We start from the raw sequence: 20,359 nt of genomic DNA, 5'->3' as shown, positions 1-20,359 counted from the left end.
CCGCGGTTCTGCGCGGAGGCGGTGGATGCGAGCGGGAAGCCTGGGCCTGGTGGTGGGGTGCCTGTTGTGGAGCGCGCTTTCGGCCGGGGCCGCGCCGCCCGTGCCGGCTCCCGCGCGTCCGGAGTCGGGCGCGGTCTACGACGCGCTCCAGCGCACGGTGCGCATCAAGCAGGTGGCGTTGTCTCCGGACGGGGCGCGGGTGGCCTGGGTGGAGTCGGTGCCGGTGACGGAGGGCGCCCGCGCGGAGTCCACGCGGCTCCAGGTGCTGGAGCGGGCGCAGCCGAAGCGGCCCCCCTTGCGCATCACCGCGTCGAAGGACGGAGCGCCGTGCGCGGAAGGGTCGCTGGCGTGGAGTCCGGATGGGAAGCAGCTGGCGTTCCTGTCCACGGCGGGGGAGGGCTCGGCGCGGCAGCTCTACGTGGTGGACGCGACGGGGACGTCGGTGCCCGCGCGCAGGCTCACGACGGTGAAGGGCGTGGTGGCCACGCCGAAGTGGTCGCCGGATGGGAAGTCGGTGGGGGTGCTCGTCATCGACGGCGCGGAGGACGCGCAGGGGCCGCTGGGGCCGGCGGCGCGTGAGACGGGCGTGGTGCGGGAGTCCTCGCCGGTGAAGCGCTTCGCGGTGGTGTCGGTGGAGGACGCGCGGCTGCGCTTCGTGTCGCCCGCGGGCCTGTTCGTCTACGAGTACGCGTGGAGTCCGGATGGGGCCCGCGTGGCGCTCACGGCCGCGCCGCCGCCGGGGGACGCGAACTGGTGGGTGGCCCGCGTGTACGCGGTGGAGGCGGCGACGGGGGAGACGTCGCTGTTGCATGCGCCCACGTGGCAGGTGGCGGAGCCCGCGTGGAGTCCGGATGGGAAGCAGCTCGCGTTCATCGAAGGGTTGATGAGCGACGAGGGCAACACGGGCGGAGACGTGTGGGTGGTGTCGGTGCCGGAGCGGCTGGCGGCGAAGGTGCGGCCCGGGGACAAGGCGGTGTTTGCTTCGCGTGTCCCGCCCGCGCGCAACCTGACGGACGGGGTGAAGGCGTCCGCCACGGACCTGTTCTGGCCCACGCCGGAGCGGCTGGTGTTCGCGGCGCAGGTGCAGGGGGAGTCCGCGCTGGTGGCGCTGTCCCCGAAGGCGGCGGAGCTCACGGTGTTGTGGAAGGGCCCGGAGCACGTGGCGGTGTCGCTGGCGCGCGACGGCGTGACGAGCGCGGTGGTGCGCGACACGTTCACGCAGCCGCCGGAGGTGTGGACGGGGCCGGTGGGGTCGTGGACGCAGGCGACGCGGCTCAACGCGGACGTGCGGGTGTCGGTGGGGGACGTGCGCAGCGTGACGTGGACGAGCGACGGGCGGCAGGTGCAGGGCTGGCTGGTGCTGTCCCCGGGCTCGGCGGACGTGAAGGGCCGCAAGGTGCCCATGGTGACGGTGGTGCACGGCGGGCCGGCGGCGGGGGTGACGCCGTCATTCAACCCGCAGACGGCGCTGCTGTCCGCGAGGGGTTACGCGGTGTTCCTGCCCAACCCGCGCGGCAGCTACGGCCAGGGAGAGGCGTTCGTGCAGGCCAACCGCCGCGACTTCGGCCACGGCGACTTCCGCGACGTGCTGGCGGGCGTGGACGCGGTGCTGGCGTCGGCGCCGGTGGACCCGGCGCGGCAGGGCATCACGGGGTGGAGCTACGGCGGCTTCCTGACGATGTGGGCGGTGACGCAGACGCAGCGCTTCCAGGCGGCGGTGGCGGGCGCGGGCATCGCGAACTGGCAGAGCTACTACGGCACGAACCACATCGACACGTGGATGCTGCCGTACTTCGGCGCGTCGGTGTACGACGACCCGGAGGCGTACGCGCGCTCGTCGCCCATCAACGCGGTGAAGCAGGTGCGCACGCCCACGCTGGTGCTGCACGGCGAGCGGGACGTGGAGGTGCCGGCGTCTCAGGGCTATGAGTTCCACAAGGCGCTCAAGGCGCTGGGGGTGAAGACCCAGCTCGTCATCTACGCGGACGAGGGCCATGGCTTCCGCAAGCCGGAGCACCAGAAGGACCGGATCTTGCGCACGCTGGACTGGTTCGATGCGAACCTGACGCCAGTGGTGCCGCCTGCGGCGCCCAAGGTGCGGGCGCCGGCGCGTTAGGGAGCCTGTTGAGGCCCGCGCTTCAAAGTTCCGCGAACAGGTCGACAGCCGCCTGGGCCAGCAGTTCCTTTTCGTCCAGCTCAAGGCTCGTCGCGAAGTTGATGACGTCCTGGGGGCCCGGCGCGCTGGCATTCCAAAAGAGGGTGAGCAATCGATTGCGCAGGGCTCGTCCCTCCTCTCCGGCCTGTCTCAGCGATGCGCGCACTGTTTCGCTGCCCACCAGCTTGACGTAAGCGAACATGTCGAAGCTGTCCTTGGTCGCGTCAGGTCGATGCTGACGCTTGGCGCGCTCCTTCATCGCGAGGAAGCCCGTGGCATCCGGCAGATGGATCCCCACGGACTTGCCCTCGATGGTGAGTTCCAGCCGTCGCTTTCGGCGGAGCGCCAGCCTCGCATCTGGCAGGAGCGTCATGGTCGTGGGAAGGGTCAAGGGCTCGACGTCTTCAATGGGCGCGAAGAGGTCGAAATCCATGGGCCCGCCGGGCAGGTCTTTCGACCAGCGGAAGGTTCGGTTTCTCTTTGCATACCCACGCTGCGCAAGAATGGTCGGAAGCTCATTGTCCATTCCCCCATTGCCGTTGATGTCGATCAACAGATCCGACTCGAACGAAAAACCTCGTTCGACCACCGTCCCGGTGTCTGTCTCGATGGCGATGACACCTGTTCCGCCCCGCTGGATGGACTCCATCGCGAGGACCTGTCCCCCGATGAGGAGCACCTGGAACCCGTAGCGCTCCAAATGGAGCGTCAGTTCGCCCAACTCACCCAGGATCTCGTCGAACCTTTCCTTTTCTGTCACGACGGCTCATCCGAAAGGGGCAGGGCCTGTGCGAATCGCCGCACGAGTTCTTCCGCCTGCTCAGGTCCCCTTCCGCCACTTCGCTGGAAGTCCACGGCCAACTGCGGCAGTGCGACTCCTGGCCCGTGCGGGAGCGATCTTGGCGCATGGTACACGCCCCCCACCTCGGTCTCCGCGGCGGCCTCCGCGCGAAGTACCCAGAAATTATGAGGTGTCATCCTGCGCAGTCCAAAGGCGGAGATACCGGCCTCCAGTGAGCCCGACAGATAGAGCCCATGGGGCAATCCGGAGACGAATCGCTCGTCGGGAAGCAATGCGCTTGCCAGCGTGAAGATGGAGCGAATGCCCTGGGACGCAAGGAGGGAGTGGCCCCTGTGGAGTTGCTCGGGCGTCGTGGAAGGGGCGTTGAATCCCTCCCGCGAGACGGCGGTCGGCCTGCCACTCTCCAGCCACGCATTCAGCAAGGGCACCGGTTCCCGCAGATGGAAGCCAGCGCTCCGGCTCCCCTGCGCGTATCCCCCATGGACGTAGCCCTCGACGACGAGCCTCTTGATGACGCCATGTGCATAGGCGTAACTCGTCTGGGTCATCTGCGCGAGCGCGAGAATCGTCCATCGCTTCGCCGGTGACTGAAGCAGGACGCGCACGATCCGGCATCCCTTGCCGTGGAACAGCGGCTCACGAGGACTTCGTTTCGTCGGTTCGCGCCCTTGAACACGAATGAACGTGCTGCCTGTGCGAAGGAAGAACGTCCCACGCTGGTCGACCAGGGCCAGCTCTTCACGCTCGCAAGCCTCGATCACGTTGGAAGACGCCGAGTCCGTTACGAGCATCGGCATGCGGAAAGAGGGCAGGGAGCGAGCGTTCGAGTCTCTTTGCCGAAGATGGTCACTCAGGACGTGAAGCTTCTTCCGCTGGTTCAGCACATCCACCGGGAACAGTGGAGCCCGGTACCCCATCAGCACGGGCACACGCGCCTCTGGCAGCCGTATCTCCGCGAGGTCGTAGATGGATTCTCCTCCAGGACCCACGCGAGGCACGACGACTGCCTCCTGGCGTACCAACTCGACGCCACGAGGGAGTGGTGGTGGGTTTTTCCAGAATTCCTCTCTAAAATTGGAGTTTTCGCGCTTCATTCAATTTTGTCGATAATGCGCTGAGTGCGGCAAAAGGCACGGCAAAATTACCAGAATCAGCCCATTATCGACAGAATTAGAGGAGCCGACCACGCTGCACCGCAGTGGCGGGTGGGGCGCTCAGGGACCGCCGCGCAGGCCGGTTTCGGGGGCGGCCACGAGCGAGGTGAGCACGTGGTCGCGCCACCTGCCGTCGAGCAGCAGGAAGTCGCGCGCGTAGCCCTCCACGACGAAGCCCAGGCGGCGCAGCACGGCGGCGCTGCGCAGGTTCTCCGGCAGGTGGCTGGCCTGGACGCGGTGCAGGCCCATGGCGCTGAAGGCGTAGTCACAGACGGCCTGCAGGGCCTCGGTCATCAGGCCCTTGCCCTCGTGACGGTGGTCCAGCCCGTAGCCGATGTCCGCCGCCTGGAGGGGACCCCGCCGGATGTGCGTGAGCGCGACACTGCCCAGCACGGGGGCGAGCGAGATGGGCTGGCCCCGGGGCAGCAGGAACACGCGCAGGGACACGTCGTGGCGGAAGTCCTCGCGGTCCTGCGCCAGGCGCGTGCGCCAGTAGGCGGTGGAGAAGAAGGTCGCCGGTCGGTCCGGTGACACCGGCCCCAGGTGCTGCTTGTTGGCCAGGTGGTACGTGAGCACGCGCTCCGCCGCGTCGGGAGGCAGCAGCATCAGGTGCAGGCGCTCGGTGGTGAGCAGGAGGGGCGACTTGTCGGTCGACATGGCGGGGCCGGACTTCAAGGGTAACGCGCTCCCTCGGGTCGCGCGCGTGCGAAGCGCGGACGAAAAGAAGAAGGTCCCCACCCGCGTGGGATGGGGACCCGAGGTTCCGGTTCAGGGGCCGCGAAGCGGCGTTACTCCCCGTGGTCCTGTGGCTGCTCGGGCGCCTGCTCCTGCGCGCCGCTGCCGCCGGTGCCCTGATCCGGGGCCGGACTCTGGTGGTCGATGCCCGCGCCGTGCGGCTTCGGCTCCGTCCCGCTGCCGCCGGGCTGCGGCTGCGCGTTCTGGCCGCTCTCCTTGTCGCTCGCACCCGGAGGCTGCGCGCCGCTGCCGCCGACGCCGCCGGAGCGCGAAGGCTGCGCGCCCGCCACGTTGCGCTCCACCACGATCTCCACGCGGCGGTTGTTGGCGCGGCCCTCCGCCGTGGCGTTGCTCGCCACCGGCCGGTTCTCACCCATGCCCCGGATGTTGATGCGGTCCGAGGGCACGCCCTGGTTGATGAGGAAGTCGCGCACGCTCTCCGCGCGCCGCTCCGACAGTTGTTCGTTGTAGGTGTCCGTGCCGCGCGAGTCCGTGTAGCCCTCGATGAGCAGCGGGTTCTTCGACTCCTTGAGCGCGGTGGCCACGTCGCTCAGCCGGTCCCGCGCCGCGGGCAGCAGGTCCGTCGCGTTCGTCGCGAACAGCACGCTGCCCGACAACGTCACCACCGTGCCGCGCGCCTCCTCCCGCACCTTCACGTCCTTGTCCTGCAACTGCGTCAGGGCCGTGGACGCGCGCTGCTCGGCCTGGAGCCGCGCCTGGCGCTCCCGCTCCAGCTCCTGCGTGCGCTGCTGCAGCTCCTGGTTGAGCTGCGCCATGCGCTGCGCTTCCGCCTCCTGCTGCTGACGCGTCTGCGCTTCCGCCGTGCGCAGGCGGTCGGCTTCCTGCTGGCGCTGGGCATCGTACTGCTGCCGCTGCTGCTCGTATTGCAAGCGCTGCTGCTCGTACCGGGCGCGCTCCTCCTCCTGCTGCTTCGTGAGCGTCTGCGAGCGCGCCTCCTGCTGCTGACGCAGGGCCTGTTCCGCCTGGGCCCGCTGCTGCGCGGCCAGGTCCGCCTGCCCCCGGGCCTCCGCGATCTCCGCCTTGCGCAGGGCCACGTACGCCAGCGACCGGGTCTTCACGGAGCCACTGCTCTCCGCGTACTCGTTCTCCGCCTCCTGCAATGCGGCGCGGGCCGCCGCCACGTCCGCGGGACGCTCGCGGCCCTCGGCACTGCGCGACACCTCTTGGTACGCGGAACGTGCCGCGGTCAGCTCACTGGGGGGCGAGCTGTGGGCGCACCCCGCCGCGAGCGCGGAGGCTCCAGCGAATGCCAACCATCCAAATTTCCAACGCTGCATGACGCTCTCCTCACAGGCAAAAGGGGATGGAACTCAAGGCTGACCACTGCGCAGGGACTCGAGCTGCTCGGAGGTCCGCCGCGCCTCGTTCTGCATGGGCACCGCGCGGGCCAGGGCCGACGCGAGGTCCGCGTCCGCCGCGGCCTGGCGGAAGCGCAGCTCCGCGGCCGCCTGCTCACCTTCCTGGACCAGCCGCTCACCGTCGGAGATCTGCTGCCGGGCGAACTCCAGGTGTCGGGCGGCCTCCGGGATGTTCGGGGCCTGCGAATTCTCAGCCGAGCGCAAGGCCGCTTCGGCCTGGACGCGTTGCTGATGGGTGGCGGTCGTAATCACCTGCTTGCCCGCACAGCCAACGGTGGCGAAGCAAAGCAGGGCAGCAGCGAACAGCTTCGGGCGCATGGGTCACCTCAAGTCAAGCCGGGTGGCGGGAGTGCTGGGACGCACCGGCGGCCCAGGGGGAGTCGGTCAGAAAATGGGTGCCCTCCGTCCACTCGGCATCGGCGCCCCATTCCCGACAGGCTTGCTGGCCTAGGGGGTTGACAGGCGTCGTGTAGGGAACGAGGCGCACAGGCAGGAGAAGCCCTGCGGCTCCCTTTCGGGCCACCCGGCCGAACGGGTTGCTGGCCGTGCGGCGGGAGGGACGCTAGAGGGGGAACATGCGCCTGCACCTCGTGGACGGCACGTATGAGCTGTACCGGGCCCACTACTCGCCCCGGCCGGGCACCACCTCCCCGGACGGGCGTGACGTGAAGGCCACGGCGGGGGTGATGGATTCACTGCTCGCGCTGTTGCACGACGAATCCGAGGCCGTGACCCATGTGGCGGTGGCCTTCGACAACCCCATCCGCTCGTTTCGCAACGCGCTGTTCGCTGGCTACAAGGGGGACGAGGGCGTGCCGCCGGAATTGCGCGCGCAGTTCGACCTGGTGGAGCACGCGGTGGAGGCGCTAGGCGTGCGCGTGTGGTCCATGAAGGACCATGAGGCGGACGACGCGCTCGCCACGGCGGCGGCGCGCTGGGCCGGCGAGGTGGAGCAGGTGCGGCTGCTCACGCCGGACAAGGACCTGGGCCAGTGCGTGCGGGGCCAGCACGTGGTGCAGGTGGACCGGCGGCAGCAGAAGGTGATGGACGCGGAAGCGGTGAAGGCGAAGCTGGGCGTGGCCCCGGAGAGCATCCCGGATCTGCTGGCGCTGATGGGCGACGACGCGGACGGCATCCCCGGGCTGCCGGGCTTCGGGGCGAAGGGTGCGGCGACGGTGCTCCAGGCCTACGGGCACCTGGAGGCCATCCCGGACAGCGCGGCGGAGTGGACCGCGAAGCCCCGGGGGGCGGACAAGCTGGCGGCGACGCTGAAGGCGCACCGCGAGGACGCGCGGCTGTACCGGACGCTGGCCACCCTGGTGGAGGACGCGCCGCTGCCGGGCACGAAGTCGCTGGCGGACCTGGAGTGGAAGGGCGTTCCGGAAGCGCGCTTCAAGGCGTTCTGTGAAGGATTGGGATTGAAGACACTCCAGCGCCGACCGAAGCGCTGGGCGGTCTGACGAGGAAGCCATGAGCATCGAATTGAAGCCGCCGTCTTCGGATGACTGGGTCCCCACGCTGGAGGACACGCCCTTCACACGGATGGGAGGCGAGGCGGCGGTCCACGCGCTGGCGGAGGCCTTCTACGACGTGATGGACGCGGAGGAGCCGGCGCTCGCGCACGTCCACGAGCTGGATGCCGAGGGCAAGGTGAACCGGGGTACGCGCGGGCGCTTCGGCATGTTCCTGGTGGGCTGGCTGGGCGGCCCGCAGCACTACAGCGCGACGCACGGCCATCCCCGGTTGCGCATGCGCCACGGCCATGTGCCGGTGGACCTGTCGATGCGGGATGCGTGGCTGCGCTGCATGCACAAGGCGATGGACCGCCAGGGCGTCACGGGCGGCCTGCGCCGCTTCCTGGATGACCGCTTCGCCCACACGGCGAACTTCCTGCGCAACACCGAAGGGTGAGGCTCTGGCGAAGGGTGAGGCTCCGGCGGGCGGCTGGAGCTCCCCGGCCCGTGGCGTAGAATCCCGCCATGCGCACGCAGCCGCGGCCCCCGCGTCCTGAAGCCGCTTCCGACGTCGAGGTCGTGTCCACGCCGTCCGTCGACGAACTCGTGCCCCTGTTCGAGCAGGCCCTGGCGGATGCCACCAGCGCGTCGAGCAGCCGGCAGGTCGGGGCCCTCAATGCGTGCATCGACCGGATGAGTCGGACGGAGGACCCGGAGAAGCTAGCGCCCGTCCTGCATGTGCTCCTCGCGAAGGACGGGGTGAACCGACTGGTGGACGAACAGGGTGTGCCCGTTGGCATCGCCGCCACCCGGGCGCTGCTGGCCCTGTCCTATCCGCATCCGCTGGAGGTCTCTCCGGAGCGGCTGGAGACCCTGCGCCAGTTCGACGACTTCATCGTGCCCCCGGCCCCGAGTGGGAAGCTGTTCTTCGTGCTGGCGGTGGCGGCCCTGTCCCAGGCGATGTTCTTCGTCATCTCGCATGACAGCCCCTACTTCGAAGGGCTCAGCGCGGACGTCCTCGCGGGAATGGATCCGGCATCCCTGCCGCCCCCCACCCTCTGGGAGCAGATGAAGGACGGCCTTGGGCCCTTCTGGCGGGTCGTGAAGCCCGCGGTGCCGTGGATCCAGTTCATCGCGAGTGCCCTGGGCTATCTCTTCGCTGTCGCCATCGCGGACACGGCCAGGGAGCGGCTCCTGGCCCGGCGCGGGTTCGTGGTGCTGGGATTCCTGGGGCTGGCGGCGGGCTTCCTGTTGCCCCTGCGTGGTGCCCAGCCCCTGGGCACCTTCGCCTCCGCCGTCGGAGCCCTGCTCGCGGCGCACAACCTGCCGAAGCCCATCGACCGACGGACCGCCTGAGTGCCCGCCTGCCCTTCGGTGGCCAGACGGACGGGGCGCCCCCACCCTCTTCTTTTCACCAGCAGGGACCCGCTGCTCAAGGCCACGGGTCCGGACGGGGGTTGGGACAGATGCGCTCGAACAATGATGTCTGGAAGGCGGCGGGCTTTGGTGTGTTGGCGGGCATGCGGACCCTGACCGCGCCCGCGTTCCTCGCGGCCTCGCTGTCGCACAAGCCGAGCCGCGTCCTGAAGCGGGCCCTGCCCGGCCTCACGTCTCCGAAGACGGCCCGCAAGCTGGGCCTGATGGCGTTTGGTGAGATGGTGGCGGACAAGTCGCCCAACGCCCTGCCGCGCATCAGCCCCAAGGTCATCGCCGGCCGCATCCTCGCCGGGGCCATCACCGGCGCCGCGGTGTCGCGCGAGCGCAAGGGCGCCAAGGTCGGACTGGCCCTGGTGGGCGCGGCGGCGGCCATCGCCTCCAGCTACTTCTTCTACGGCTTCCGCACGCTCGCGTCGGACAAGCTGAAGGTGCCCAACCTGCTCGCGGGCCTCATCGAGGACGGCCTCGCGCTGGCCCTGGGCTCGCGCCTCTCCGGCCAGCTTCGTTAGCGCCTGCCCGGCTCACCCCGGCGCCTTGCCGGCGGTGAGCCGCGCCTCCAATCGCTCCAGCACCGCGTGCTCGGCCCGCGCCCGCTCCGCCAGGGGCGCGAAGAGCAGCCGCGAGCGCAGGCCCATGCCCTCGGTCAGCTCGAACTTGCGCAGGTCCTCCGGCAGCGCGAGCAGCACCTCGCCCAGCGGCCGCACCCGGTGCAACTGGTAGGAGCCCGCGGCCTCCAGGGCGCGCACCACGTCGGCCTCCGGTTCCGCGCGCGCCAGGGCCTCGCGGGCCTTGGCTTCGTAACGCAGCCCCGCTTCCACCCGCTCCTCCAGGTCCGCGAGCACCGCGGCCGAGGTGCGTTGGGCCTCCCTCAAGAGCCGCAGCGGATCCAACGCCCGCTCCACCCGGCGCCGCACCGCCGGAGACGGAGCCCGCGCGCGTCCCTCCACCCGCGACAGCACCGCGTCGCGGTAGCTGGCCGCGAAGCAGACCACGAACAGCGCCTCCTCCAGCGGCGCCCGTTCGCGCGCGGCCAGCCCCTCCGACAGCGAACCCAATCCCTCTCCGGTGAGCACATACCGGCGCCCCCGGGGCAGTCCCTTCACCGCCGCTCCCGTGCTGGCTTCCGCGTGGCCGCCGCGCACCAGCCGCTCCAGCGTCCGCCGCACCTGCGTGAGGTCGATGTCCTGCGAGGGCCGGGTGACGTCGTGCTCCACCCAGTTGGTGAACAGCAGGAAGAAGAAGCGCACGTCCGATACGCGGAATCCGCCCGCCCGTGCTCCGGCCCCATGCGCCGCGAGCAGGGCCGCCTGCACGAAGGTCGCCTGCGTGTCGATGTAGCCCAACCGCGCCGTCAGCGTGCTGTTCCGCGCCATGGGCCCAAGGATGCCAGCACCTGTCGCCGCCGTCGCCATCCTCCCTGGTGACAGTGTCAGTCCGCGCGAAGGCCAGGAACCCAAGGCACGCGCGTATGAGTCTTCAACCCGCCATTCCGGAGGATTTCCATGCTGCCCTGGCTCCTGGCCATCGCCGTCGTCTGCTTCCTCGTCGAACAGCGCTTCCACGGGTGGAAGCTGCCGCGCGTGCGCGGGTGGCACCTGCGCGTGGTGGTCATCAACCTGGCGCAGGTGGGCGTGGTGGTGCTCGCCGGGTACACCTGGGACAAATGGCTCTCCGCCTACTCGCTCTTCCACCTGTCCCGGCATGTGGGCCCGGTGGTGGGCGGGGTGCTGGCGTACCTGGTGGCCACGTTCATCTTCTACTGGTGGCATCGCGCCCGGCATGAGGTGGACGTGCTCTGGCGGCTGTTCCATCAAATCCATCACAGCCCCCAGCGGCTGGAGGTCATCACCAGCTTCTACAAGCACCCGCTGGAGATGATGGTCAACAGCATCATCAGCGGGCTGCTCGTCTACACGGTGCTGGGTTTGAGTCCGGCGGCGGGCGCCATCTACACGGCCTGCTGCGCGCTGGGCGAATACTTCTATCACACCAACATTCGCACCCCGAGGTGGGTGGGCTGGTTCTTCCAGCGTCCGGAGATGCACCGGATACATCACGAGCACGGCAAGCACCGCGACAACTACGGCGACCTGCCGCTGTGGGACATGCTGTTCGGCACCTACTCGAACCCCGCGACCTGGGACGCCACCTGCGGCTTCGATGACGCCCGCGAGCAGCGGCTGGGGGCCATGCTCCTCTTCCGGGACGTGCACCGTTCCTGAGCGGTGGCACACTGGCGCCCCCCGCTTCATTCGTGAGGTTGCGCCATGGCCAGCTCGCGTCGGCAGTTCCTGACCCACACCGTGATTGGACTCGCGAGCACCACCGTCTCCGCGGCCCCGGACGCCGGCACGTCCGCGCCCGCGGGCGCCCCGCCCACCTTCGGCTCGGGGCCCACCGTGGGGCCGGAGGTCGGCCCCACCACCTTCGCGGAGGCGGAGAAGCTGATGCAGGTGCAGCTCACGCCCGCCGAGCGCACCCAGGCCGCCGGCAACTGGCGCGTGTCCCTGGCCCCGCTGCACGAGCGCCGCACCGGCCCGCGCAAGCTCGCGCTGGAGCCCACGCTGGCGCCCGCCTCGCAGTGGAACCCCACGCTGCCGGGACAAAAGGAGACGCGCCCCGCCAAGGCCCGCTTCGTCCGGAGCCGCGACGCGAAGATGCCCCTGCCCACGAAGGACGAGGACATCGCCTTCGCGCCCCTCACGCAGTTGTCCCGCTGGGTGGAGTCGCGCGCCATCACGTCCGAGCGTCTCACCCAGCTCTACCTGGAGCGCCTGAAGCGCTTCGACCCCAAGCTCCAGTGCGTCATCACCCTGACGCCGGAGCTGGCGCTCGCCCAGGCCCGTCAGGCGGACAAGGACATCGCGGCGGGGAGGTACAAGGGCCCGCTGCACGGCATCCCCTGGGGGGCCAAGGACCTGGTGGACACCGCGGGCATCCGCACCACCTACGGCGCCGAGCCCTTCCGCGACCGCGTCCCCACCACGGATGCCACCGCGGTGGCCCGGCTGCACAAGGCGGGCGCCGTGCTGGTGGCGAAGCTCAGCCTGGGCGCGCTGGCGCTCAATGACATCTGGTTCGGCGGCGAGACGAAGAACCCGTGGCTGCCGGAGGAGGGCTCCTCGGGCAGCAGCGCGGGACCGGGCGCGGCGACGGCGGCGGGGCTCGTGGGCTTCTCACTGGGCAGTGAGACGGGCGGCAGCATCGTGTCGCCCTCCATGCGCTGTGGCATCACGGGCCTGAGGCCCACCTTCGGCCGCGTGCCGCGCACCGGCGCGATGACGCTGTGCTGGTCGCTGGACAAGCTGGGGCCCATGACGCGCGGGGTGGAGGACTCGCTGCTGGTGCTCGCCGCGCTCGACGGCCCGGACGCGGGCGACGTGGCAAGCGTGCCCGCGAAGCTCGACTTCGACGCGAATGCCAGCGTGAAGGGCCTGCGCGTGGGCTACGTGCCGGCGTGGATGAAGGAGAACCCCGCCACCGACGTGGACCGCGCGGCGCTGGAGACGCTCAAGGGATTGGGGATGACCCCGGTGGAGGTGGGCTTCCCCGACTGGCCGTACTCCGCCCTCAACGTCATCCTCTTCGCGGAGGCCGCCGCAGCCTTTGAAGAACTCACGCTCAGCCACGGTGTGGACGCGCTGAAGATGCAGGTGCCCGACGCGTGGCCCAACCTCTTCCGCCAGTCGCGCTTCCTGTCCGCGGTGGACTTCGTGCAGGCGGACCGGCTGCGCCGCAAGGTGGCCCAGGAGATGGCCCGCGTCATGTCCCAGGTGGACGTGCTGCTCGTGCCCTCGCTGCGCGACGAAGCCCTCACCATCTCCAACCACACGGGCCACCCGTCCCTCACACTGCGCACCGGCTTCGTGGAGGTGTCCAAGGCCCGCAGCGACTGGGCCCCGGACCCCAAGCGCCCCGTGCCCACCTTCGCCACCCCGCGCCGCGTGCCCCACGGCGTGACGCTCATTGGCCAGCTCTTCGACGAAGGCACCCTGGGCCGCGTGGGCATCGCCCTGGAGCGCACCTCCGGCGTCGCGAAGGAGCGCCCGTCCGGCTTCTAGCCCTTGCCCGATTCATTTGACAGGTCAGTCCAGAATTCTTAAGTCTCTGCCATGGCACGGACCAAGGAATTCGACCGCGATGAGGCCGTGCGGCGGGCCATGGTGGTGTTCTGGGAGCAGGGCTACGAGGCCACCTCCACGGAGGACCTGCTGCGCGCCATGGGCATCGGGCGCCAGAGCATGTACGACACCTTCGGGGACAAGCACGGCCTCTACCTGGAGGCCGTGCGCCTCTACCAGGCGGAGTACGGCGCCAACCTGATGGAGTGCCTGCACTCCAAGCCGTCGCCCCTGGCCTCCATCCGGGAGTTCCTCCTCACCATCCCCAATGGCAGCCCGAAAGAGCGCGCTCGAGGCTGCTTGTCGGTGAATGCCACCACGGAGCTGGCGCACGCGGATCCGGAGGTCGCCGCGATGCTCAAGGCCAACGTCGGTCCAGAGGTGATGACGCGCGCCGTGCGCGAGGCCCAGCAGAAGGGGGAGCTCAACCCCCGGCTGGACGCGCGCGTCACCGCGAACTTCCTGCTCGCCACCATCGCGGGCCTGCGCGTGAGCGCCAAGGCGGGGCTCCCTCCGGAAGCCCTCCGCGACATCGTGGAGTTCGCCATCGCGGGCCTCAAGGCCCGGTGACCCTCTGCCGCCTGCTTTCGTCTTCGCATGCCTGAATTTGGATTGTTCAGTCAAAAATAGCCGCAAAGGGAGTCCACATCATGTCGATGGATCGCTACTATCTGTTGGGCCGTTCGGGACTGCGGGTCAGCCCCCTCTCGCTGGGCACGATGACGTTTGGAAAGGACGGGCCCTACGGCGGCGTCTGGGGTTCGACGGATGAAGTCTCCCGGGCGCTGTTCGACCGGTACCTGGACGCGGGCGGTAACTTCATCGACACCGCCGACCTCTACACCTACGGCACCGCGGAGACGCTGCTCGGGAAGTTCATCGCGGAGCGGGGCGGGCGGGACCGCATCGTGCTGACGAGCAAGTACAGCTACAACAGCACCACCCCGGGGGACCCCAACGCCGGGGGCAACGGCCGCAAGAACATGGTGCGGGCGGTGGACGCGTCGCTGCGCCGGCTGCGCACCGACTACATCGACCTGTACCTGCTGCACACCTGGGACCGCATCACCCCGGCCGAGGAAGTCGTCCGCACGTTCGACGACCTCGTGCGGGCCGGGAAGATCCGCTACGCGGGCCTGTCCGACGTGCCGGCCTGGTACGCGGCGCGCGCGCAGACCTGGGCGGAGGCCCATGCGCTGACGCCGCTCATCAACCTGCAGCTCCAGTACTCGCTGATCGAGCGGACCCTGGAGCCGGAGTTCACGCCGCTGGCGCAGACGCTGGGCATGGGCATCACCGCCTGGAGTCCCCTGGGCATGGGCCTGCTGTCCGGCAAGTACAAGCCCAGCGAAGGCCGCCTCCAGGGCGAAGGCCGGCTCACGTCGGCGGTGGGTGGAGACAAGATGGGCCTGTTCACCGACCGCAACTGGGCCGTGGTCGCCACGCTGGAGAAGGTGGCGAAGGAGCTGGGCCGGGAGATGTCCCAGGTGGCGCTCAACTGGGTCGCGACGCAGCCCGCGGTGGGCTCGGTCATCATTGGCGCCAGCTCCGTGAAGCAGCTCGACGGCAACCTCGCCGCGCTCGACTTCACCCTGCCTCCCGAACTGCGGCGGCAACTGGATGCGGTCAGCACGCCGGCGTCCGTCCCGTTCCCCCACTCCATGTTCGCCATCCCCCACCAGTTCGACCTGCAAGGCCGGGCCGCGGTGGGGGACAAGCCCGCGGGCTACACGTCCCCGGTCTTCGCGGGCCCACCCGCCACGGTCGGATAGGACACGTCCATCCCCTCCGGCAGGGCGGGGGGGACTGCCAGCCCGCGTCTCCGGGGCCCCTGTGCTCCGGAGCCGCGCACCGCCACCTTCCGCGCCAGTCATTGCTGGGGGGGGTGGTATGTCTTTGACACGGCCTGGGGTGAAGTTGTGGTGGATGCTGGCGTTGCTGGTGGCGCCCGTCGCGAATGCCTTCAGTGACGCGGATGAGGTGCGGGTGTTGACCTTCGCCCGCGCGCAGTTGGGCGACACCACGGCGGAGATGCCGAGCGTGAACCGCTCCCCCAAGTCCTCGCTGTCCAACGGGACGTGGACGACGGTGGCCAACACGGACCGCATCGCCTGGACCCAGGGCTTCTTCCCCGGGAGCATGTGGTTCATGTACCAGGTCGGGGGCGAACCCTACTGGAGGGACCGCGCGGACATGTGGACGCGGCCCCTGGAGGTCCAGAAGACGAACACGGAGACCCACGACCTGGGCTTCAAGATGTACCTGAGCTACGGCAATGCCTGGCGGCTCACCGGGAACACGTACTACCGCGACGTGCTGCTCACCTCCGCCGGGTCGCTGGCCACGCGCTACAACAGCACCATTGGCATCATCGACTGTTGTGATTGGAACTCGGCCTGGCAGGTCCCGCTCGTCACCGACACGATGATGGACATCGAGCTGCTGCTCTGGGGCGCGCAGAACGGCGGCCCGGCCGTGTGGCGCACCATGGCCGTGAACCACGCGCTCAAGACGCTCGCGGACGCGGTGCGCCCGAACGGCAGTTCGTACCACTACGTGGACTACGCCACCAACGGCACCATCCGTTCGCGCGGCACCTTCCAGGGCTACTCCAGCACCTCCACCTGGGCGCGCGGGCAGGCGTGGCTCATCTACGGCTACACCATGGTGTACCGCTACACGCAGGACGCGCGCTTCCTCACGGCGGCGCGCCGGGTGACGGACTACTACCTGGCGAACCTGCCGGCGGACCGCGTGCCCAACTGGGACTTCAACGCGCCCAGCCAGTACAAGGACTCCTCCGCCGCGGCCGTCGTCGCCTCGGCCCTGCTGGAGCTGAGCGGCCTGGAGACGGATGCCGCCCGGCGCACGACCTACCGCACCGCCGCGCTGGGGATGCTCGACTCGCTGGCGTCGCCCGCGTACCTCGCGCAGGGCACCAACAGCCCCGGCCTGCTCTTGCACGGGGTGGGCAACCTGCCCGCGAACCAGGAGATCAACGTCAGCCTCATCTACGGCGACTACTACTTCCTGGAGGCCCTGCTGCGCTTCAACCCGCGCCCTGACTACCCCTGGTACTCGAAGCAGTCCTTCGCGCGCAGCCAGCACCTGCTGGGCACCACCAACACGGGCATCCGCAACGTGGAGTTCGACCTCACACCCCTGGCCTCCAACCTCAACGGCGGCGTCGTGGGCTGGACGGACAGCTCCACGGAGGTGACAGCCTTCAACCGGCTGAACATGGCGGTGCGCATGAGCGAGGACGGCATCTTCCAGGTGCGCAACGGGGCGGGCTACTCGTGGATCCGCCGGGTGCCGTACGTGAACGGTCAGACGTACCACTTCCGCATGAACGTGGACCTGACCGCGCGGCGCTATACCGTCTGGGTGACGCCGCCTGGAGCGGCGGAGATATTGCTCGTGGACCGCGTCGCATTCCGCTCGGATGGGCCGGCCATCAACGACCTGGGCCGCGCGGCGGTCATCTCCACCGTGGTGGACAGCGACTTCCGCGTGAACAACCACCGCGTCTACGCGCCCGGTCAGGCGAGCAACGTGGCGCTCGCGCCACGGGCCCCGCTGCCCGAAGCCCTGTCGCGGCAACTGGACGCCCCCGAGCCGGCCTCGGCCAGGCCCGGTGCGTCCGAACGCTGACGTGATTTCGTCGCCTGGCGGCCTGCTCAGCACCCGGAGCAGGCCGCCAGGGGTGCATCCGGGCCCGGGGGCGATTACATCGCCCGGGCGATGAACCTGGACCTCTTCCCACCGGAGCCTCCTGCACGTCCCCCGGGCCCTGGGCCGCTGGACCGGCTGCTCAAGGTGTCGCGCATCTACCTGGAGCCGGCGGTGGAGGAGCACGCGCGCGGGCGGGAGATCCTGGCGCGCTTCCCGGACGCGGAGCGGGTGGAGGTGGCCTCCCACCAGAACATCCCCGGTCTGTTCGGCAACGCCGGCAACGTGGAGGCGTGGAACCGCATCAAGGGCAGCACGCTGGTGCTGGGCGTGAAGAAGACGCTGTCCTTCATCGCCAACGACCGGAGCTCGGACTTCATCGCCCCCTCGACCGCGAACGGGTGCGTGATGGCGTGCGCGTACTGCTACGTCCCCCGCAACAAGGGTTATGCGAATCCCGTCACGGTGTTCGTGAACATCGACGGCATCGCGGCGGCCATCCGCAGGCATGCGCACAAGCGGGGGTCCAAGCTGGTGGCCAATACCGTGGATCCGCATGATTGGGTCTACGACATTGGCTGCAACAGCGACTGCTCCGTGGACGCCGCCATCAGTGACAACGTGAAGGAACTGGTGCGGCTGTTCACCACGCTGCCCAACGCCAAGGGCAGCTTCGCCACCAAGTGGGTCAACCGCGAGCTGCTCACCTACGCGCCCAAGGGGAGGACGCGCGTGCGCTTCAGCCTGATGCCCCATGCGCAGGCGAAGCTGCTGGATGTACGCACCAGCCCCATCGCGGAGCGCATCGCCGCCATCGACGACTTCGTGGCCGCTGGCTACGAGGTGCACCTCAACTTCTCACCCGTGGTCCTCCAGGAGGGCTGGCAGGACGCCTACGCGGAGCTGTTCCAGCAGGTGGATGCTGGCATCGGGAAGGCGGCGAAGGCGCAGCTCGCGTGTGAAATCATCTTCCTCACGCACAACGCCGGCCTGCACGAGGTGAACCTGCGCTGGCACCCGAAGGCGGAGGCCGTGTTGTGGACGCCAGACATCCAGGAGACCAAGGTGTCCCAGGGCGGCGGCGTCAACGTGCGCTACCGCACCGGCTTCAAGGGACGCCACGTGGCGGAGTTCCAGGAACTGCTCGCCCGGCACCTGCCGTACTGCCGCGTGCGGTACGCCTTCTAGGCCACCCGGGGTCGGTCCTGTGGTTGTACGGGGCGCGAGAGTCGATGCCTTGACGCTCAGGTGTCGAAGCGGAAGTCGGTGCTGCTGGCGGAAGGCCGCTTCGCGAACTGCTGACAGAAGCGGTTCAGCGTTGGATAGGGGGCCGTGGGCAAGACGTCCCGGAACTCCAGATGGGTCACGAGGCAGAAGAGCGTGACCTCCAGGTAGCTCAGGTCCCGCTCCGGCGGGAGGGTGGCGAGCGCCGCGCTCGCGTTCTGCTCCAGCCACGCCATCATGTTGAGCAGGGACTCGCGCAGCTTGAGCGCATGGGTCGTGCCCTCACCGGCGCCGGCCATCTTCTCCATGACCAGCGTCACCTCCGTCGCCATGGCTTGCAGGGTGAGCTCCTGCATGTTCGCCAGCAGGGGCACGTCCAGGGCCTCCGGCCACACCACTCGGGGCCTGGGATTCGACTGCCGCCATAGCTCACGGGAGGCATTGAGCGCGCCGAACCAGACGCCTCGGGAGGTCTTCAGGACGGGAATCCGGAGCGCGGGGTTGCCGCCATAGTCCGCCGGGTCCTTGGACAGGAGGTCTCGCACCGACTGGAAGGAATGGTCGACGTGCAGCTCCGCCGCGAAGAGCCGGGCGATGCGCGTGAAATGCGAGCTTGAACGGCCGATGATGACGGGCTTGTCGAGCGTGGACATGGGGGCCCTCCGAGCGGAATCGCGGCGCAGGCTACCGCACCACGGGAGGACACGGGGGCTCGTTCCTCTACCGCGAGGACACGGGGCCAGGGCTGGCGCATGGGGCCATGACCCCTGACAAAGCCCGCCTTGAATGGGATTAGACTCCTGCCATGAATCTCATCCCGGACGAGCAGCCATCTCCCACACAGCAGCTCCATGCGGCAATCACTGCCTACTGGCGCACCCAGGTCATTGGCACCGTGGCCCGTCTGGGCATCGCGGACCTGCTCGCGACAGGCGCCCGTGAGAGTGATTCGCTGGCGGCCGAGCTCGACGTCCACCCGGGCGCCTTGTTTCGGCTGATGCGGGGAGGCATCTCCGCCGGCATCCTCGAGGCCGTCTCCGAGCGGACCTTCGCCCTGACACCGATGGGCGAAGGACTGCGCTCGAACGTCCCCGGTTCGCTGAGGGAAATGGCCATCACCCAGAGCGCCCCGTCGCACTGGTTGCCCTGGGGGCTGCTTCCCGAAGCGATTCGCACCGGAAGGTCCCCGGTGCAAGCCGCCCTCGGCTCCGACATCTGGGGACACTTCGCACGGCATCCCGAGGAGGCGGAGCACTTCGCCCAGGCCATGGGCAACATGTCCGGTCTGGTGGCCAGCGAGGTGACGCACCACCTCGACTTCGCCCCCTTCGCCCGCGTGGCGGACATTGGAGGCAGCCACGGTGAGCTGCTCGCGCAGGTGCTGCGCGCCCATCCCTCCTGCCGGGGCATCCTCTTCGACCTGCCCCAGGTCGCCGAAGGCGCGAAGACGGTGCTGGAATCCCGAGGCCTCGCCAGCCGGGTGGACGTGGTGGGCGGGAGCTTCTTCGAGCCCGGCATGCCCCCCGCCGAAGCCTACCTGCTCAAACACATCCTCCATGACTGGGAGGATGACGCCTCGCTCACCCTCCTGCGCCGGCTCCACGCGGCCGCCCCCTCCGGGGCCCGGCTCTTCGTGGTGGAGTTCGTGATTCCGGACGACCGGAATCCAGACCCGACCCACCTCATCGACCTCAACATGTTGGTGGTCGCCGACGGGCGCGAGCGCACCACGGAAGAATTCCGCGCGCTGCTCGCCGCGACCTCCTGGAAGGTGGAGCGCATCATCCCCACCCGGAGCGGGGTCAGCATCATCGAGGCGGTGAAGGCCTGAGCGGTTGAGCCCGCACGGATGGAGTTGCCCCCCGTCAAATCGGACAGCTCAAGGTTGAGAGTTGGCAGTACGGAACTCGCGGGGTGACTTCATCTTGAGGCCCCGGTGAGGGTGGCAGCGGTTGTCGTCGTCGAACCAGGCGGGCAGCCGCGCCAGGACATGGGCTGCCAAGTGCAGCTCGCCTCGATCGCCGCCCACGCAAGACGCTCGGTTTCCTTTCTCTCGCTGAGAAGCTAGAGAGCGTGTTGCCCTGACGCATTGAGAGTGCTGAAGTTGCCCCGGTTTCGTGGAGTCCCACCCGCTGTGCGAAAAGGGTCCCACGATGCCGAAGTCACGCCCCCCATACCCTCCGGAGTTCCGTGAGCGGGTCGTCGAGCTGATGAAGGCCGGCCGGT

19 protein-coding genes are annotated in these 20,359 nt (G+C 69.3%); 12 read left to right on the top strand and 7 right to left on the bottom strand.

What is annotated here, in order from left to right; translation table 11 throughout:
• Positions 1-25 precede the first annotated feature (25 nt).
• Entirely contained in the window at positions 26-2,116 is a 2,091-nt protein-coding gene (locus tag D7Y13_RS48675) for a S9 family peptidase (protein WP_120583532.1), read from the top strand.
• 22 nt (positions 2,117-2,138) lie between these two features.
• On the opposite strand, the gene D7Y13_RS12640 is transcribed toward D7Y13_RS48675, so the two are convergent.
• The 5 genes from D7Y13_RS12640 to D7Y13_RS12620 all read right to left on the bottom strand — a co-directional run bounded on the left by D7Y13_RS12640 (position 2,139) and on the right by D7Y13_RS12620 (position 6,543).
• Positions 2,139-2,915, bottom strand: coding sequence for a hypothetical protein (locus D7Y13_RS12640; protein ID WP_120583531.1), 777 nt, complete (start codon positions 2,913-2,915; stop codon positions 2,139-2,141).
• The gene (locus tag D7Y13_RS12635) at positions 2,912-4,051 is read right to left on the bottom strand and encodes a hypothetical protein (RefSeq protein WP_120583530.1); all 1,140 of its coding nucleotides are present in this window, start codon (positions 4,049-4,051) and stop codon (positions 2,912-2,914) included. Before D7Y13_RS12635 ends, D7Y13_RS12640 begins: the two co-directional genes overlap by 4 nt.
• Positions 4,052-4,171: 120 nt before the next feature.
• Positions 4,172-4,768: a GNAT family N-acetyltransferase gene (locus D7Y13_RS12630; RefSeq protein ID WP_120531703.1), complete on the bottom strand. Its 597-nt coding sequence runs from the start codon at positions 4,766-4,768 to the stop codon at positions 4,172-4,174.
• A gap of 131 nt (positions 4,769-4,899) precedes the next feature.
• Entirely contained in the window at positions 4,900-6,120 is a 1,221-nt protein-coding gene (locus D7Y13_RS12625; RefSeq protein WP_279637088.1) for an OmpA family protein, read from the bottom strand.
• 57 nt (positions 6,121-6,177) lie between these two features.
• Positions 6,178-6,543, bottom strand: a complete 366-nt coding sequence (locus D7Y13_RS12620; RefSeq protein ID WP_120531701.1) for a DUF4398 domain-containing protein — start codon at positions 6,541-6,543, stop codon at positions 6,178-6,180.
• A gap of 257 nt (positions 6,544-6,800) precedes the next feature.
• Between D7Y13_RS12620 and D7Y13_RS12615 the strand changes: the two genes are divergently transcribed.
• From D7Y13_RS12615 to D7Y13_RS12600, 4 genes are all read left to right on the top strand, one after another.
• Positions 6,801-7,685: a 5'-3' exonuclease gene (locus D7Y13_RS12615; RefSeq protein ID WP_120583528.1), complete on the top strand. Its 885-nt coding sequence runs from the start codon at positions 6,801-6,803 to the stop codon at positions 7,683-7,685.
• Between the two features lie 10 nt (positions 7,686-7,695).
• The gene (locus D7Y13_RS12610) at positions 7,696-8,136 is read left to right on the top strand and encodes a group II truncated hemoglobin (RefSeq protein ID WP_120583527.1); all 441 of its coding nucleotides are present in this window, start codon (positions 7,696-7,698) and stop codon (positions 8,134-8,136) included.
• 68 nt (positions 8,137-8,204) lie between these two features.
• Entirely contained in the window at positions 8,205-9,035 is an 831-nt protein-coding gene (locus D7Y13_RS12605; protein ID WP_120531698.1) for a hypothetical protein, read from the top strand.
• Positions 9,036-9,145: 110 nt separating this feature from the next.
• Entirely contained in the window at positions 9,146-9,625 is a 480-nt protein-coding gene (locus tag D7Y13_RS12600; RefSeq protein ID WP_120583526.1) for a DUF4126 family protein, read from the top strand.
• Positions 9,626-9,637: 12 nt separating this feature from the next.
• Here D7Y13_RS12600 and D7Y13_RS12595 read toward each other — a convergent pair whose 3' ends face one another.
• Positions 9,638-10,489 (bottom strand): hypothetical protein, encoded by an 852-nt coding sequence (locus D7Y13_RS12595; protein ID WP_120583525.1) that lies wholly within the window; start codon positions 10,487-10,489, stop codon positions 9,638-9,640.
• 129 nt (positions 10,490-10,618) lie between these two features.
• On the opposite strand from D7Y13_RS12595, the gene D7Y13_RS12590 reads away from it, so the two are divergent.
• The 6 genes from D7Y13_RS12590 (at position 10,619) to D7Y13_RS12565 (ending at position 18,097) form a co-directional block, all read left to right on the top strand.
• Positions 10,619-11,338 carry a sterol desaturase family protein gene (locus D7Y13_RS12590; RefSeq protein WP_120583524.1) on the top strand — a complete coding sequence of 240 codons (720 nt, stop codon included), beginning with the start codon at positions 10,619-10,621 and terminating at the stop codon, positions 11,336-11,338.
• A gap of 45 nt (positions 11,339-11,383) precedes the next feature.
• Complete coding sequence (locus D7Y13_RS12585) at positions 11,384-13,177, top strand: amidase (protein ID WP_120583523.1); 1,794 nt, start codon at positions 11,384-11,386, stop codon at positions 13,175-13,177.
• A 51-nt stretch (positions 13,178-13,228) separates the two neighbouring features.
• Complete coding sequence (locus D7Y13_RS12580) at positions 13,229-13,807, top strand: TetR/AcrR family transcriptional regulator (RefSeq protein ID WP_120531693.1); 579 nt, start codon at positions 13,229-13,231, stop codon at positions 13,805-13,807.
• Positions 13,808-13,887: 80 nt separating this feature from the next.
• A complete protein-coding gene (locus D7Y13_RS12575; RefSeq protein ID WP_120531692.1) occupies positions 13,888-15,009 on the top strand; it encodes an aldo/keto reductase in 1,122 nt (373 codons plus the stop codon).
• 154 nt (positions 15,010-15,163) lie between these two features.
• Positions 15,164-16,891 (top strand): glycoside hydrolase family 88 protein, encoded by a 1,728-nt coding sequence (locus D7Y13_RS12570; RefSeq protein WP_233595524.1) that lies wholly within the window; start codon positions 15,164-15,166, stop codon positions 16,889-16,891.
• A 90-nt stretch (positions 16,892-16,981) separates the two neighbouring features.
• Complete coding sequence (locus D7Y13_RS12565; RefSeq protein WP_120583521.1) at positions 16,982-18,097, top strand: spore photoproduct lyase family protein; 1,116 nt, start codon at positions 16,982-16,984, stop codon at positions 18,095-18,097.
• Between the two features lie 56 nt (positions 18,098-18,153).
• Here the strand turns inward: D7Y13_RS12565 and D7Y13_RS12560 are convergent, their stop codons facing one another.
• Positions 18,154-18,786 (bottom strand): glutathione S-transferase N-terminal domain-containing protein, encoded by a 633-nt coding sequence (locus D7Y13_RS12560; RefSeq protein ID WP_120583520.1) that lies wholly within the window; start codon positions 18,784-18,786, stop codon positions 18,154-18,156.
• A gap of 152 nt (positions 18,787-18,938) precedes the next feature.
• Here D7Y13_RS12560 and D7Y13_RS12555 point away from each other — a divergent pair, with 152 nt between their 5' ends.
• Entirely contained in the window at positions 18,939-19,964 is a 1,026-nt protein-coding gene (locus D7Y13_RS12555; RefSeq protein WP_120583519.1) for a methyltransferase, read from the top strand.
• Positions 19,965-20,359: the final 395 nt, after the last annotated feature.

It is taken from the genome of Corallococcus praedator (assembly GCF_003612125.1).
In the GTDB taxonomy this organism is placed as follows: domain Bacteria; phylum Myxococcota; class Myxococcia; order Myxococcales; family Myxococcaceae; genus Corallococcus; species Corallococcus praedator.
Note: the sequence above shows the minus strand (reverse complement) of the source record. Positions and strands in the feature narration are given on the sequence as shown.